Origin of the sequence: Psychrobacter sp. ASPA161_9 (assembly GCF_051970275.1) — a bacterium.
In the GTDB taxonomy this organism is placed as follows: Bacteria; Pseudomonadota; Gammaproteobacteria; order Pseudomonadales; family Moraxellaceae; genus Psychrobacter.
Map to the genome: position 1 here is coordinate 1 of NZ_JBEFNI010000007.1, position 12603 is coordinate 12603.

The following is a 12603-nucleotide window of genomic DNA, read 5'->3' on the forward strand; positions in this document are numbered from 1 at the left end:
TTACTTATATTTTATAATAGCGGTTATGAGACCTTAGTTGAAGGTTAAACTGTGAATGGTTTATTAGTACGCTTAGTCTCCGCGTTAGAGCCTACCGTCAAAAAAGGAATACAGGCTTCTAGATCTTGACAATCTTGACCAAGCTGATGGCGGATGAAATAATCCTGCACTATGCGTGCTTGCTGCTCAATACCGTATTTAAAGAATGACTTACCCAGCTCTAAGTCATAATCATAGCGACGATCAACAAGGGCGCCGCGAATAACTTTTAAACCTTGCTGCAATTGCCAAACGTGAGTAAGCTCATGAATTAGCCAGCTTTGCTTACTAAGAGTGGCGTTGCTAAAGTCTGCTATCCAGTCCTCCGGATGAAAATATATATTTCCATTAGGGCTGACTGCGTAATTTTTGAGTACCCACCAGGCCGTTTTTAACCGCACTGCCTCAAGCTCGATACCATCACCAAAGACTGAACGCGCTAACATGATCTCGCCCGCACTAAGCTTACGTGATTGCTTGGCAAAACGACTTGATAAACGCAGGCTTTGACTCAATAACTGCTTTACGGAATGTGTCATAGGCGATGAATATCTCCATGGTTAATGTTTAGCACTGTCAGCTAATAGATGGATTAATAGGCTATAAATAAAGCTTATGACCATGAAATAAAAGTGCAAAGGACAGAAGTTGTACACTTGTATGGCTTTTTTGAGCCAAAAGTGCCCTAACCTTTGCTTTAATTATCAGTGACTTTTTAATAGTATTTATTAAAAAATTAATGATAATTACTACTAAAAAATTAACTTAGATTATTATTTGTCTGATTTCATATAATTTCGATATTACTATCATGGTTACTATTTTGTGATGTAAAGAAGAGCTGTGCATAGATAACTCATATCGTACAGTAAGCACAGTTGCTACCGTAGCCGATTTATATGAGGTTCAATACAAAAACATAGAGAGTCTTATGGCCCCTAACTTTCATGCTGATACGCCACTTGCCCAGCGCATGCGCCCCGACTCCCTTGACGATATCATCGGTCAAGCGCACTTATTAGCGGAAGGTGCACCTCTACGGCGCTTGGTCGAACAGAATCATCTGCCTTCGATTATCTTGCATGGGGAGGCAGGTATTGGTAAAACTACTATTGCCATGCTATTAGCTGATGCAGTTGGGCGACCTTTTCATGCACTCTCAGCACTTAATACTGGCGTAAAGCAGTTACGTGAGGTGTTAGATAGCAAGGACTCATTAAGCTTTGAGTCACCAGTGGTTTTTATCGATGAGATTCATCGCTTTAATAAAGCACAACAAGATGCATTATTGGGCGCTGTCGAATCCGGTGATATTACCTTGATTGGGGCCACTACAGAAAACCCTTCATTTAGTGTTAATAATGCCCTACTCTCACGCTGCCAAGTATATCGCTTAGAACCACTCATCGCAGAGCAAATCGCGACCGTACTAACGCGTGCTATTACGGCAGACACGGTATTAAAATCGCTATCTATTGACTTGCAAGCACAGGATTTTATTAGCCAGTTAGCGCATGGCGATGCACGTAAAGCATTAAACCTGTTAGAGCTTGCAGTACAAACCGCTGATTCAAAGCAGTCGCCGATTATTATTAATGATGAGCTGGTTGGCCGAGTCGCTCAAACAGCATTAGTGCGCTACGATAAAGATGGCGAGCAGCATTATGATATTGTCTCAGCGCTGATAAAGTCCGTACGCGGCTCCGATCCTGATGCCGCTTTGTACTGGATGGCGCGGATGCTAGTTGGCGGTGAGCCTGCTGACTTTATTGCTCGGCGCTTAGTCATTTTGGCCAGTGAAGATATTGGTAATGCCAATCCTAATGCCTTATTACTTGCCGATGCTGCCTTACGCAGTGTGCAATCAATCGGTATGCCGGAAGCGCGAATCATCCTAGGGCAAGTCGTGGTTTATCTGGCGACTAGTGCTAAGAGCAATAGCACCTACAATGCTATCAATGCTGCGATGGCGCTGGCAGAAAAAGACGCCTCACCTGTACCGCTCCATCTCCGTAATGGGGTGACTAAACTTATGCGTGAACAAGGTTATGGCAAAGGCTATGCTTATCCGCACAACTACCCTAATCATTATTATCCGCAGACTTATTTGCCTGATAATCTGGTGGGTACACGTTTTTATGAGTTTGCAGATAACCAACGCGAACAACATAGTAAACAGTTTATGGACTGGCTTAAAAGCCAAGCGGCAAGTAATGACTAAAGAAAGCTTTCGTTACATCCCTTGTTATGCTTCAGATTATTTTATTTAAATGGCTAGCGCTAAATAGCAATAATTAACTAATTAAACACTCTGGTCTAACGATGAAACCGTACGCCATGGCAAAAAAACCTTTAAAATATGCCGTTTAGATGGTCATTAAATCTTAACCAATGACTGTCAACAACTAACGACAATTACAGCCCTTTAGCCTATCTGCTACAATAGGCTGATAAAATTTTATACCCCTACATTTCTATAAATAATAAATCATTGAGACTTCTTATGAGTTTAAATACGATTCCTGAAATTATTGAAGACATTCGCGCCGGTAAAATGGTCATTTTGATGGATGATGAAGATCGCGAAAACGAAGGTGATATCATCATGGCGGCCACGCATGTCCGTCCTGAAGACATTAACTTTATGATTACCCATGCCCGCGGTTTGGTATGCTTAACCTTGTCACAAGCGCGTTGCCAACAGCTTGCATTGCCACTGATGTCAGATCGTAACGAAGCAAAATTCAGCACCAACTTTACCGTTTCTATCGAAGCTGCTGAAGGCGTTACTACTGGTATTTCTGCGGCAGATCGTGCACGTACTATCCAAGCAGCAGTCTCATCAGCAGCAAAGCCTGAAGACATCGTCCAACCTGGCCATATCTTCCCAATCATGGCACAAAATGGTGGCGTATTACACCGTGCTGGACATACCGAAGCTGGCTGTGATTTGGCACGCCTAGCAGGACTTGAGCCTGCAGCCGTTATTGTAGAGATTATCAATGCTGATGGTACGATGGCGCGCCGTGATGACCTTGAGATATTCGCCAAAGAACACGATATCAAAATCGGCACCATTGCTGACCTTATCAACTATCGCATCGCTAATGAGCAAACGGTAGAAGAGATTGAATCGCATCCGTTTGAGACTGAATATGGTACTTTCACTCTGCATCGTTTCCGTGAGTTTGGTGCTGATGAGACTCATATAGCCTTGGTAAAAGGCGATGTTAGCGAAGGCGTTAGTACTGTACGTGTTCATGGCTTCCATCCATTACGTGATTTATTTGCGGCTAAAAACGATACCACAGGGCGCAGTGGTTGGAGCGTACAATCAGCTCTAGAAGAAATCAGTGCTTCAGAACGTGGTGTCTTGGTTTGGATTGGTAGCCATCAACCAATCGACTTGGGAGATGCGTTAGATAAAGCCTCTGAAAACCAGTCGCTCTCAACTATCGCCCAGCAGCCTTATCGCAGTATTGGCGTTGGCGCGCAGATTTTACGCCACCTCGGTGTACGCGATATGCGCCTTTTATCATCGCCAATGAAGTTCTATGCGCTATCAGGCTTTGAGCTAAATGTCATCGATTTTATTCATGCACCAAAGCAAGATTAAACGACTAACTAGCTTAAGTTAATTTGCTAAAACCATTGTGATAAACAATTAAAAAATCGCTCAAAAAGATTATTCAAAAAAGGCACGCTAATCAGATTAGCGTGCCTTTTTATTATTTAACTCTTTTATCGTTTAGCTTCAGCTCAATGACGCATATTATAACTTAGGGGTGTGAGCTACTTTTTGTTCAAGCACTAACAAACGTGCACGCTCCTCGATTGTCCATGGCAACTTAGTTTTGCCATCACTCTCTAGTCGTACTATCACTGCCTCAGCAGTAGCGACTACGGCTTGCTGCGCACAGCTATAATAACTATATTCTATGACGATACTAGTCGTGCCCAAGCGTTGACAGCGCACGCCCAGTAATAGAGTATCAGGGTATACGACTGGACGTAAATATTGACAGCTAGACTGGGCCAGCACAGTGACCATACTGCCATCAAACATACCTAGGGTCTGCAAATAAGCGATGCGCGCTGACTCAGCATAACGATAAAACACCACATTATTTAAATGATTAAAGGCATCCATCTCACCCCAATGTATGGGCTGAGTATGTATTACTGGATAATTTGCCAATTCAGCAGGATAGCTATCGTCTGGTATGTCAGCTGTTAATCTTATTTCATGACTAGCGTTGTTCATAAACCACCTTAATCTGTATTTTTAATATATCAGTATCTAAAACACCCCAGCATCTATCAATCTAATACAACTTAACGCTTAGGCTTATCCAAAATCTGAGTAGTCAATAAAGGCTTAGGCTTGGGCGCATCAACAATCAGTTTATCAAGCCAAACAATTACCTCTGTGATGTTCTCTGGCGCTTCCGTAGCCGTTGGACTTTGTTGACCTTTATTAATTTGGTCGGTGTCTGTAGCAGAGGACTGTGCTGTTTTACTAGCATTATTTTTCTGAGTACTGGAAGTGTTTTTAACCAACGTCTGTAACTGCTCACGCGCTTGGCTTAAACATACAATCAGCTGATCTTGCTCACGCATATTGCTGGCTTGAATAGCTAGATTCAGAGTCATGATGACTTCATGAATAGTTAACTGCTGACGGTTTAATGGAGCACTATTATTATGTACTTTGTTAGTAGCCGTACGCGCTGAACCAGTAGTAGTATCAGAAGATGTCTTTGTATTATCATTGCGGTTACTATCAGGATAACTAATATCATTACGACTAATTTTGCGATCGTAACTGTGCAAAAAATCTTGAATGTTTTGAATGGCCAAGTTTTGTAATTGCCATGGACTAGGCTGTGAGCTTTGCGCTTGTAAACGCTCAATATCTTTGGTCAAGCTTTCTTTAATGACAATCGTCAACGCTGGCGATATCTCATTATTATCTTGTGACAGTTGCCATAGTAAACCACGTAGCAATTCAATTGATGCCTTATAATTATTATCAGCGAGTAGTCTGTCTGCTACCTGCATTTGAATACGCAATAAATTGAGCTGATTTTGAGCTTGATTACTGACGGCTGTATTTGGCTCTGGTAGGCTCTGTTGACTGATTGAAAATAAACGGTCGTCCATCTCATTTAGACGGCTGACTACATGCTCATTACTTTGCAGACGTTCATTGATTTGGTTTTGAAAACGTTGCTGAGCAACATATAGCCAAACTAAGGCAATGACTAATAATAAGATAAACAACCATTGCAAACGTAATAACAAGATATTCGCCTGCCGACGCTGCTGATTTACAGATAATGTATCAGCTGTAGAAGTTTTAAATTCGGTTGACATAAGACAGCACCGTTATTGGTAGTTTTAATGACACTTAAAAATGAGCAAATAAGGTAGGTTTGTCGTTTTACTCTCTATTTACAGACAATTCTGCTTAAAGAACATTCTGCACAATCGCTGCCAAAATAGTCGCAGGAGATAAGTCTTCTACTCGCCAATAGCTTAGTTGCTCAGCTGCTACCATATCAGCTAAGCGCTCACCCAATACGACATAATTAAAATCTGATAATACTGGTAACACTGTATGTTCTAGAGCAAAATTTGAATCTGACTGCGTTTGCTGGACTACGCTTGACCAGTGTTCAAATGCAGTGCCACTACTGATGACAACGATAGGCTTAGATGCTTGTGACTGATTAGACTGCTGCGATTGTACTGTATTTTGCTTAATAAACTGCTCAAGCCATTGCTTATAATTTGTACTTGCATCGGTAGGTAAAATACGCTCATACCAAGCAATACTATCAATATGCACCCCGCGCGCCTTTAGCGTATCGACCAATAATCGTCGACCACCCAGTCCACGCCAAATCAGGAGTTTATCGCCCGCTTGTAGATGCTCAATCTCCGGCATGGCTAGCATACCTTCGTTATTGGCAATAGTCGGTTGTAATACTGGATAGTTAAATGGCAATTGGGGGTCTTGTAAGACAGAAGCTGTCGCTTCACCTACTGCAATCAAATGACTTGGTGCTTTATTAGTCCTAAGCATGTTTGACTCTGACAATGCGCCATTATCATATGGTTTGTTTGCTTCTTCAAGAGCTTGCCATACTGCCAATCCTGACGCTGCCGCAGTAGGACTGACGATAACAAGTGCTTCATAATTGCCTGCTAACCAATCACGCATCAACTCGATATCTGTATCATTTACCGCGCGCGGCTGTAGCGTCAACATCGGCATATCAACCACAGTCAAACCTGCAGCTTGCAAATGCTCTGTTAAGGGTGCTGCACGCTCTAGCGGACGAGTATTGATGACGACTGCTGGCGGTAATGATAAATCACCAATTGACTGAGACAACAATGCACGAGACATAGACCTACCACTGCTCAAAAGGTTGTGTAATGAGATACCGCTACTACGAGTGCACACCTATTCGACTTAGTGTTATCTGTATTAGCGGCGTAAAATACTACTCATTGTTTATGTCGATATTTATGGTTAAGTATGATTAAGAATGGTAAATTGCTGCCAAGATAGCACCAGCACCGTCAGCCAGTAGCATCTTGGCGACATCGATACCTAATTGATTGGCCTGTGCTTCTTTCTCTGCTTGCGTTCCAGTCAATGCAATACGCTTTTCAGCCTTTAGCAATTCACTACCATCTGCTTGTCCGACTCGGCCACGTAGCCATAAGTTATGACCGCTATCATCGTTATCATAATCGGTAGTGATTTCTTTAACGTTATCAGCATGCAATACCGCATAAGCAGCAATCGGAACTTGGCAACCACCTTCTAAATGACGATTTAAAGCACGCTCAGCGATTAAGCGAATGCGCGCCTTATCATCGTTAAGCGGGGCAAGCAGTGCCAATACATTTGCATCATCTTCACGGCATTCAATTGCTAATGCCCCTTGACCAACAGCTGGTAGGCAGGTATCGATCGCTAACTCACCACGAATACGCTCATCAAGCTCGATGCGCTGTAGGCCACTGGTTGCCAAAATAATGGCATCGTAGTCGCCTGCATCAAGTTTGCCTAAACGTGTACCCACGTTACCGCGCAAGGTCTTGATTTGTAGATCTGGACGATAGGCTTTGATTTGACATTGACGGCGTAAACTTGCGGTACCAACGACCGCGCCTTGTGGTAATTCATCAATACTATTATAAGTATTAGAAACAAATGCATCCGTTGGCGCTGCACGTTTGCAATAAACGCCAAGTGTTAAACCTTCAGGCAACTGCATAGGGACATCTTTTAGTGAATGCACAGCAATATCTGCCTGCCCATCATATAATGCTTGCTCAAGCTCTTTAACAAATAAGCCTTTACCGCCTATTTTTGCTAGTGGGGTGTCTAAAATCTTGTCACCTTTAGTGATGATTTTTAGTAAATTGATAGTCATCTCTGGATACAATTCCAGCAATCGATCACGGATATGCTCTGCTTGCCATAAGGCAAGCGGGCTTTGACGTGTGGCGATATTTAAGGTATGTAAAGCAGATGGCTGCGTGGTACTCATGATAGGCCTCAAGATTATTAAGTGCTATATTGTTAATACTATGTTTGATGCGTCAGAAAATTTATTATTTACAAGCTTTTAATAGGTGCAAAAACTTTTATCTGACGCAAAAAAATACCCCTATTTAAGCATAAATAAGGGTACGAAGATATGGTCGAGATATTTTGGTTGTTACTAGCTATTTATAAAGGCGTTAGCTTCTAGAATATGTCGTTGAAGACACCTATCTCTGAGTCATTTCTATAATAAGAACCAATGGCAATAAGGAACCATGGTTACATACTTTGAATCTTTTCTCGTAGCGCTGGTAGATGTCGACGACTAACCGCTAAAGTCTCATCAAGACCTTTAAAGCGTACTTGATATTGCCCAGAATCTATGGTTTCTAAGTAATCCAAAAAGCTTAGATTAATGATGGCATTACGATGGACCCGAAACAGTCGGCTCTCAAATTCTTGCTCAAGCTCTTTTAAAGTCTCATCTATGAGTACTGTGCCTTCTTTATGACGGACTTTGACGTACTTTTGGTCAGCAGTAAAGTAGTAGATATCTTTGAGTTTAATCAGCTCGACGCCACGATGTGTACGCGCTGCAATATGTTCACGCACAGGACGAGCAGTCGGGTCTTCAAGTTTACGAATCTCATTCAATTGTGCGGCATTCAGGTTCTTTGCTTGACTCAACGCCTCTAACAATTCATCTTTATTTGCAGGCTTGAGTAAATAGCCTATCGCATTGGCTTTAAACGCTGCAATGGCATAATGGTCGTAGGCTGTAACAAAAATGATAGCTGGCGGATGCTCAAGCTCATTAAGTGCTTGTGCACAGCGTACCCCATCCATTTCTGGCATTCGTATATCGAGCAATATTATATCAGGCTGCTGTATTTTTACTGCAGTGATGGCCTCAGCACCAGTCGTTGCTTGGGCGACCACCTCGTACCCTGATTCTTGCACGATTCTAACCAAACGCTCACGAGCAAGTGGTTCATCATCACAAACTACGATTCGCATATAGATTCCTCTTTTACAGCATAATAAATATATTTTTAACTACTCTTGATATTATATTTGTATAAATTCGCAGTAGCCCAGCATACATAAAAATAATTATTTCATAACTCTATGATTAATTAGTTAGACACCGATAATTCGTAATTATCTTACTTCAAACAAGCTATAAAACCTGCATGAGTTTTGGAGAGCGTTTGTCATCTATATGTTATTAAAACAGACAGCTTGATGATGATATTCATATGGTTTTTGATTCAAACCCTGTAGCTACCAATCAATCAACCTAAGTGCATACGAGTGACTAAGTCTCTAAAATAGCGTTATACAAGATATGCAGCAATAAATATGCCATGTTTGAATTAACGGTAGCGATATTTGAATGAAAGGTAGAATAAATGGTCGATTTAAGTTTTGTGTTGAGAAAAACTATAATCCTACATCATGTAGAGGGTAATTAATCACGGTCACAATGCGCTCGTTGGTGACATCACTTTGTATGTTAGCACTTTGATCAAAATAGGCTCTGAGACGTTCAGCTTGGATATAAAAGTTCACATGGCGACGTAAGTCATGAACAACCATTAAGGTTTTACTGGGCAGTTGGACAGTCACAGTGATAGTAACGCGATGCTGTTGCCATGTTACAGTAATATCGATAAAAATAGTTTCAGTTGTCATCTCAACGACATTAAGCAGCATTTTTTCAAGAACGCTTTGTAAAGTTAACGCAGTAATTACCATATCATACATGACGTCATCGTCAGGAAGATTCCAATTTACAACCAGCTTATCGCTCAAACGACTCGATTCAATCGCTAAGTAATGCTCACAAAGGGCAACTTCTTCTTCAAAGCTAATTTCGCGCGCGCCATTAAAAGTGGCTCGAAAGAGTGCCGATACATGTTGTAAAAGTTCAGCAGCCTGTGGAGGGTTAGATTCGATAAGTGATACTAAAATATTGACGGTATTAAAGAAAAAATGTGGGGCAATACGTGCCTTCATTAAGTCATTTTGGGCAGTAAGTTTGTGCTCAAATGACTGCTTGAGTGCGATCAACTCACGGTAACGTCTAATAAAGTACAACATAAATACTAAAGTAAAACCGACCGTAATCACAATATTGAATAGTACGTTTAATACAAAGGCTTTACGCTCATAAACCAGCCAGCCAGTATTGATCTTTACCAGCATGACTAGCATTGCAGACACAGCAGAGGTAATGGTAAATAGGAGCAAAACCTTCATGCTAACGTTGATAGGATTGGCACGTTTAAAAATAGGTCGCAGATAATCTATCAAATATAGAGAGGGAATAATGCTCAAAGTATACTGAACAATTCGGCTTAAAAATTTAACAAAAAATTGAGGCCAAGTAGCCAGATCATGACGATCAATCGACGTAACAAACAGCGCCCAAAAGAAGATATAGAGCATCCATTGCCATGGTTTCATCATTTCTGTAAGCCTAGGCATAAAAAACTCTAAGCGCTCAGCTAGCAAGGCAACCTCATCCTTTGCTATACTTGAGCTCTTATTTTCCTGACTTGTCTTAGACCAATATGAACGCCAACTCTTCAAATCCTAGTAATCCCAAGCAAGATAAAAATTCAAATTCACTTGATTTTAGCACAAATGCAGCGGCCACACAGACAAATGCCGCTACCCCTAATCAAGCTGACAGCCCCGCCCACAATGCACAGGGGCAACAAATGTGGGGTGGACGCTTTAGTGAGGCGACCGATAGCTTCGTTGCAGCCTTTACCGCTTCGGTTGGCTTTGACCAACGCTTTGCGCGACATGATATCGAAGGCTCAATCGCTCACGCTACTATGCTCAAAGAATGTGACATTCTGACGGCTGACGAGGTTGCAACAATTATCGACGGTCTAAAGCAGGTGCTTGTCGAGATTGAAGCAGGCGAGTTTAAATGGTCGATTGCGCTTGAAGACGTGCACATGAACGTTGAGTCGCGCTTAACCGATATCGTCGGTGCAGTGGGTAAAAAGCTGCATACTGGACGTAGCCGTAATGATCAGGTCGCAACTGATATTCGTTTATGGTTGCGTGAAGAAACTGACAATATCATTGCCTTATTGGTACGCCTGCAAAGCGGCCTACTTGACTTGGCTGAACAACATACCGATACCATTATGCCAGGCTTTACCCATTTGCAAACCGCACAGCCTGTCAGCTTTGGTCATCATGTAATGGCATGGTTTGAGATGTTATATCGTGATACTGAACGTCTAGTTGATGCACGCCGCCGTATCAATCAGATGCCACTTGGTAGCGCCGCCCTTGCTGGTACGACCTTCCCAATCGATCGTACGATTACGGCTGAATTTCTAGGTTTCGAAGGTATTTGCCAGAATTCGCTAGATGCAGTTTCTGACCGTGATTTTGCTATCGAGTTTACTTCAGCTGCTTCTATTTTAATGATGCATATGTCACGCATGAGCGAAGAGATTATTCTGTGGATGTCAGCGCAGTTTAACTTCGTACAGATACCAGATCGTTTTTGTACCGGTTCATCTATTATGCCGCAAAAGAAAAACCCTGATGTGCCAGAGCTGGTACGCGGTAAGGCAGCACGCGTATTTGGTCAGTTGATGACCTTATTGAGCCTTATGAAAAGTCAGCCGCTTGCCTATAATAAAGACAACCAAGAAGACAAAGAGCCTCTATTCGATTGTGTTGATACCTTAACTGGTTCGCTTTTGGCGTTCGCTGATATGTTGCCAAATATTACGCCAAACAAAGAAAACATGCGTGCTGCCACCATGAAAGGTTATGCGACTGCGACCGATTTAGCAGATTATCTCGTACGCCAAGGTGTGGCATTCCGTGATGCGCATGAAGTGGTCGGTAATGCCGTTGCTCTAGGTATTAAAGAGGGTGTTGATTTGAGTGATTTGTCACTTGCCCAACTACAGCAGTTTAGTGAGGCTATTGGTGATGATGTGTTTGACTTTTTAACATTAGAAGGTTCATTAGCAGCTCGTGATCATTTAGGTGGCACTGCACCCAATCAAGTTAAGCAAGCTGTCGTTAATGGTCGTGCACGCTTAAAAGTGTTTGCTTAAACGCCTGGTTTAAAAAAACCGCCTTAATATTGTATATTTAACACTCGCTCCTAACATTCACTACTTAGGGCGGGTGTTTTTTATTTGTCATATTGTTGGCAAAATTGCTATTAAGCAGATTTACGGTTACCTTCTATATACTTGATAGCCTTTGCTAAATCGACCAAGACCGTTATCATAGGTTGATATCGATATTTGACTTAATAAATTAATAGCTTACTTAATAAGGAGCGCCTCATGACTGAGAGTTTTAACCCACAAGCCAATACAGTTTTTTGCCGTAAATATCAGCAAGAATTGCCAAAAATGCCGCATCCGCCTTTTCCTAATAAAAAAGGTCAAGAGCTACAAGAAACGGTATCTGACAAAGCGTGGAAAGAATGGCTTGAACATCAGACGATGCTTATTAATGAGAACCATTTAAGCATGATGGATCCTGCAGCCAAAAAATTCTTAACCGAACAGCGTGATAAGTTTTTGGATAATGAAGACTATGAGCGTGCGCAAGGTTGGACACCAGAGGCTTAAGATTTACACTTTTGAACCTGATACTATTAAACTTGGTAAATGACTATAATTCGCCATAGAAGTTTGCTAGTATAAAGTTGATTCACAACACTGACAGACTCGGGGTGCGGTGTATTAAAGGCTCGCTTTACTAAACTTACTTTATTAAAGTAATCGCCTTTATACATTCGCTGAGAGATCACCCGCCGAACCTGATGCGGTTAGTACCGACGCAGGGAAGTCTTAAGCAATGGTTATATATGTGCAAAGGGCGTGCAGAAATGCCTTTTTATTATCGTCACTATTTTTTGTCGCTTGCCAAGCGCTATATAATGACGAATGATACGAAGCTGCGTCTACCAATTTCTAAAATAATTTACTAGCTTTAAG

Annotated in this window: 11 protein-coding genes and 1 riboswitch; of the genes, 4 read left to right on the top strand and 7 right to left on the bottom strand. The window is 41.8% G+C overall.

Going from position 1 to position 12603, the window contains the following annotated elements:
* Window positions 1-44: 44 nt before the first annotated feature.
* Entirely contained in the window at window positions 45-578 is a 534-nt protein-coding gene (locus ACTQ9S_RS09010) for a type IV secretion protein Rhs (RefSeq protein ID WP_440454743.1), read from the bottom strand.
* A gap of 392 nt (window positions 579-970) precedes the next feature.
* Here ACTQ9S_RS09010 and ACTQ9S_RS09015 point away from each other — a divergent pair, with 392 nt between their 5' ends.
* Together ACTQ9S_RS09015 and ribBA are read left to right on the top strand one after the other, a co-directional pair.
* The gene (locus ACTQ9S_RS09015) at window positions 971-2260 is read left to right on the top strand and encodes a replication-associated recombination protein A (protein WP_440454744.1); all 1290 of its coding nucleotides are present in this window, start codon (window positions 971-973) and stop codon (window positions 2258-2260) included.
* 282 nt (window positions 2261-2542) lie between these two features.
* On the top strand, window positions 2543-3655 hold the full coding sequence (gene ribBA / locus ACTQ9S_RS09020; protein ID WP_068033744.1) for a bifunctional 3,4-dihydroxy-2-butanone-4-phosphate synthase/GTP cyclohydrolase II: 1113 nt from the start codon (window positions 2543-2545) through the stop codon (window positions 3653-3655).
* A gap of 156 nt (window positions 3656-3811) precedes the next feature.
* Here ribBA and ACTQ9S_RS09025 read toward each other — a convergent pair whose 3' ends face one another.
* From ACTQ9S_RS09025 to ACTQ9S_RS09050, 6 genes are all read right to left on the bottom strand, one after another.
* A complete protein-coding gene (locus ACTQ9S_RS09025) occupies window positions 3812-4303 on the bottom strand; it encodes an acyl-CoA thioesterase (protein WP_350657549.1) in 492 nt (163 codons plus the stop codon).
* A 71-nt stretch (window positions 4304-4374) separates the two neighbouring features.
* A complete protein-coding gene (locus tag ACTQ9S_RS09030; protein WP_440454745.1) occupies window positions 4375-5415 on the bottom strand; it encodes a hypothetical protein in 1041 nt (346 codons plus the stop codon).
* A gap of 94 nt (window positions 5416-5509) precedes the next feature.
* Window positions 5510-6454 carry a uroporphyrinogen-III synthase gene (locus tag ACTQ9S_RS09035; RefSeq protein ID WP_350657547.1) on the bottom strand — a complete coding sequence of 315 codons (945 nt, stop codon included), beginning with the start codon at window positions 6452-6454 and terminating at the stop codon, window positions 5510-5512.
* A 136-nt stretch (window positions 6455-6590) separates the two neighbouring features.
* The gene (gene hemC / locus ACTQ9S_RS09040; RefSeq protein ID WP_350657546.1) at window positions 6591-7610 is read right to left on the bottom strand and encodes a hydroxymethylbilane synthase; all 1020 of its coding nucleotides are present in this window, start codon (window positions 7608-7610) and stop codon (window positions 6591-6593) included.
* A gap of 275 nt (window positions 7611-7885) precedes the next feature.
* The gene (locus ACTQ9S_RS09045) at window positions 7886-8623 is read right to left on the bottom strand and encodes a LytR/AlgR family response regulator transcription factor (RefSeq protein ID WP_068033736.1); all 738 of its coding nucleotides are present in this window, start codon (window positions 8621-8623) and stop codon (window positions 7886-7888) included.
* Between the two features lie 426 nt (window positions 8624-9049).
* Entirely contained in the window at window positions 9050-10096 is a 1047-nt protein-coding gene (locus ACTQ9S_RS09050; protein ID WP_350657192.1) for a histidine kinase, read from the bottom strand.
* 236 nt (window positions 10097-10332) lie between these two features.
* On the opposite strand from ACTQ9S_RS09050, the gene argH reads away from it, so the two are divergent.
* Together argH and ACTQ9S_RS09060 are read left to right on the top strand one after the other, a co-directional pair.
* A complete protein-coding gene (gene argH / locus ACTQ9S_RS09055; protein WP_350657198.1) occupies window positions 10333-11706 on the top strand; it encodes an argininosuccinate lyase in 1374 nt (457 codons plus the stop codon).
* Window positions 11707-11943: 237 nt separating this feature from the next.
* Window positions 11944-12234, top strand: coding sequence for an oxidative damage protection protein (locus ACTQ9S_RS09060; RefSeq protein ID WP_068033730.1), 291 nt, complete (start codon window positions 11944-11946; stop codon window positions 12232-12234).
* A gap of 90 nt (window positions 12235-12324) precedes the next feature.
* Window positions 12325-12469: riboswitch (TPP riboswitch) on the top strand.
* Window positions 12470-12603 lie beyond the last annotated feature (134 nt).

What these genes read in the sequence shown, in the direction of transcription:
- argH (WP_350657198.1), top strand. Translation starts at nt 10,333, where the DNA reads ATGTGGGGTGGACGCTTTAGTGAGGCGACCGATAGCTTCGTTGCAGCC.
- ACTQ9S_RS09030 (WP_440454745.1), bottom strand. Translation starts at nt 5,415, where the DNA reads ATGTCAACCGAATTTAAAACTTCTACAGCTGATACATTATCTGTAAAT.
- ACTQ9S_RS09060 (WP_068033730.1), top strand. Translation starts at nt 11,944, where the DNA reads ATGACTGAGAGTTTTAACCCACAAGCCAATACAGTTTTTTGCCGTAAA.
- ACTQ9S_RS09015 (WP_440454744.1), top strand. Translation starts at nt 971, where the DNA reads ATGGCCCCTAACTTTCATGCTGATACGCCACTTGCCCAGCGCATGCGC.
- hemC (WP_350657546.1), bottom strand. Translation starts at nt 7,610, where the DNA reads ATGAGTACCACGCAGCCATCTGCTTTACATACCTTAAATATCGCCACA.
- ACTQ9S_RS09050 (WP_350657192.1), bottom strand. Translation starts at nt 10,096, where the DNA reads ATGCCTAGGCTTACAGAAATGATGAAACCATGGCAATGGATGCTCTAT.
- ACTQ9S_RS09045 (WP_068033736.1), bottom strand. Translation starts at nt 8,623, where the DNA reads ATGCGAATCGTAGTTTGTGATGATGAACCACTTGCTCGTGAGCGTTTG.
- ACTQ9S_RS09035 (WP_350657547.1), bottom strand. Translation starts at nt 6,454, where the DNA reads ATGTCTCGTGCATTGTTGTCTCAGTCAATTGGTGATTTATCATTACCG.
- ACTQ9S_RS09010 (WP_440454743.1), bottom strand. Translation starts at nt 578, where the DNA reads ATGACACATTCCGTAAAGCAGTTATTGAGTCAAAGCCTGCGTTTATCA.
- ACTQ9S_RS09025 (WP_350657549.1), bottom strand. Translation starts at nt 4,303, where the DNA reads ATGAACAACGCTAGTCATGAAATAAGATTAACAGCTGACATACCAGAC.
- ribBA (WP_068033744.1), top strand. Translation starts at nt 2,543, where the DNA reads ATGAGTTTAAATACGATTCCTGAAATTATTGAAGACATTCGCGCCGGT.